Raw genomic sequence first — 1,869 nt, forward strand, 5'->3', positions numbered from 1 at the left:
TGTGCGCCCAGCTAAGGGTGTGTAGTCAAGCCGGTGGGATTCCGGTTTATCCAAGGTTTAGCCAACCAGATAATAGCGAGTCTTGGGATGATGCCGGTAACGGCATCTGACAAGCGTAGACAGCAAGAAAGCAGGGTTGAATAGTGATTGAGCTTCGAAACGTTAACTTCAGTCGGTCGACGTCTTAACTGGTGCGGAAGACAATATCATGTAATGCGATATGGCGAGTATTATGTGGCACTGCGGAGTCAGAGAACCAATCATGTTTTACATTGTGAATACACATCAACTGGGGAGAACCTGCCATTTCTCGAAGAAGAGTATGAAGTTGCAACTGAAAACGGAGGATTTCAAATGAATGGTAGGTGGTCGGACAATCCCATAGTACTGTAGAAATCGGGCAATGCCGATGGAGGGAAGGGGATTGCATAGTAAAGGTCTTACTGAGGACACATTATCCGTACTCAGGGACGGAGGAAATAATGGAAACGAAATTAGTAAGAATAGCTGAGATATCGGCAACATCAAAACATCCTATATTTACATCAGTGTACCACTTGATAAATGAAGATATGCTAAAGCAATGCCATAAGGAATTAGATGGGAACAAAGCAGTCGGAATTGACAAGGTAACTAAGGATGAGTATGGGAAGAACCTTGATAGAAATATCAAGGAACTGGTACAGAGGTTGAAAAACAAATCCTTTAAGCCACTTCCGTCACTGAGGGTATATATACCTAAAGGAAATGGAAAGAAACGACCATTAGGGATTGCTTCCTATGAAGATAAGATTGTACAAATGGCAGTGAAGAAAATACTGGGAGCTATTTATGAACCGAGATTCCTAAACTGCATGTATGGATTCAGACCGAATAGGGGGTGTCACGAAGCAATAAAAGAAGTATACCAACGGATAAGCTATGGAAAAATCAGCTATATCGTAGATGCCGATATCAAAGGTTTCTTTGACCATATCGACCATGATTGGATGATGAAGTTCCTTGAATGGAATATACAGGATAGGAACTTATTGTGGCTAATACGTAAATACCTTAAAGCAGGAATAATGGAGCAAGGAAAATTCGAGCCAACAGAGGAAGGTTCGGCACAAGGCTCAGTAATGAGTCCGATGCTTGCAAATATATACATGCATCATGTGCTGACGCTGTGGTTTAAGCTGGTGGTGCAAAGGAAAATGCAGGGAGAGTGTTTTCTCGTCAACTTTGCGGATGATTTTGTTGCAGGATTTCAATATAAGTCAGAAGCTGAAAGATACTATAGAGAGTTAAAGGAACGAATGGAAAAGTTTGGACTGGAGCTGGAAAGTAGTAAAAGCAGACTGATTGAATTTGGGAGATTTGCAGAGCAGAATCGTAGAGCAAGAGGAGAATGTAAGCCTGAAACATTTGATTTTCTGGGATTTACCTTCTACTGTAGCAAAACTCGAAAGGGAGGTTTCGTACCAAAGGTACAGACTTCAAGAAAGAAGTTTGAGCAAAAGGTTAGAGCATACAAGAACTGGATTTACGATAATCGAAATCGACCAATGCGAGAAATAATTAAAGAGTTGAACGTAAAACTAATTGGACACTATCGGTATTATGGTGTTACATGGAATTTTCGGAAGATAACAACATTCCTGCACAGAGTACAACAGTTTCTATTCAAAGCCATGAATCGGAGAGGTTGTAGACGGGCATACACATGGAATGGATTTGTGGAAATGCTTAAGTATTACCCGTTAGCAAAACCTAAAACGTACTATTGTTTATATTGAAGCGAATGTTACTACGAGGAGCCGTATGCGGGAAAGCCGCACGTACGGATCTGTGAGGGGCTAAGATTGAGAGGTCTTAGTCTACTCGACT

Annotated in this window: 1 protein-coding gene; it reads left to right on the forward strand. The window is 41.3% G+C overall.

Annotated features, from left to right (window positions below):
- Positions 1-482: 482 nt before the first annotated feature.
- Positions 483-1,778 carry a group II intron reverse transcriptase/maturase gene (gene ltrA / locus ACESTK_RS20385; RefSeq protein WP_117650694.1) on the forward strand — a complete coding sequence of 432 codons (1,296 nt, stop codon included), beginning with the start codon at positions 483-485 and terminating at the stop codon, positions 1,776-1,778.
- Positions 1,779-1,869: the final 91 nt, after the last annotated feature.

The organism is Ruminococcus sp. Marseille-P328 (genome assembly GCF_964249465.1).
GTDB lineage: Bacteria > Bacillota > Clostridia > Lachnospirales > Lachnospiraceae > Blautia_A > Blautia_A faecis.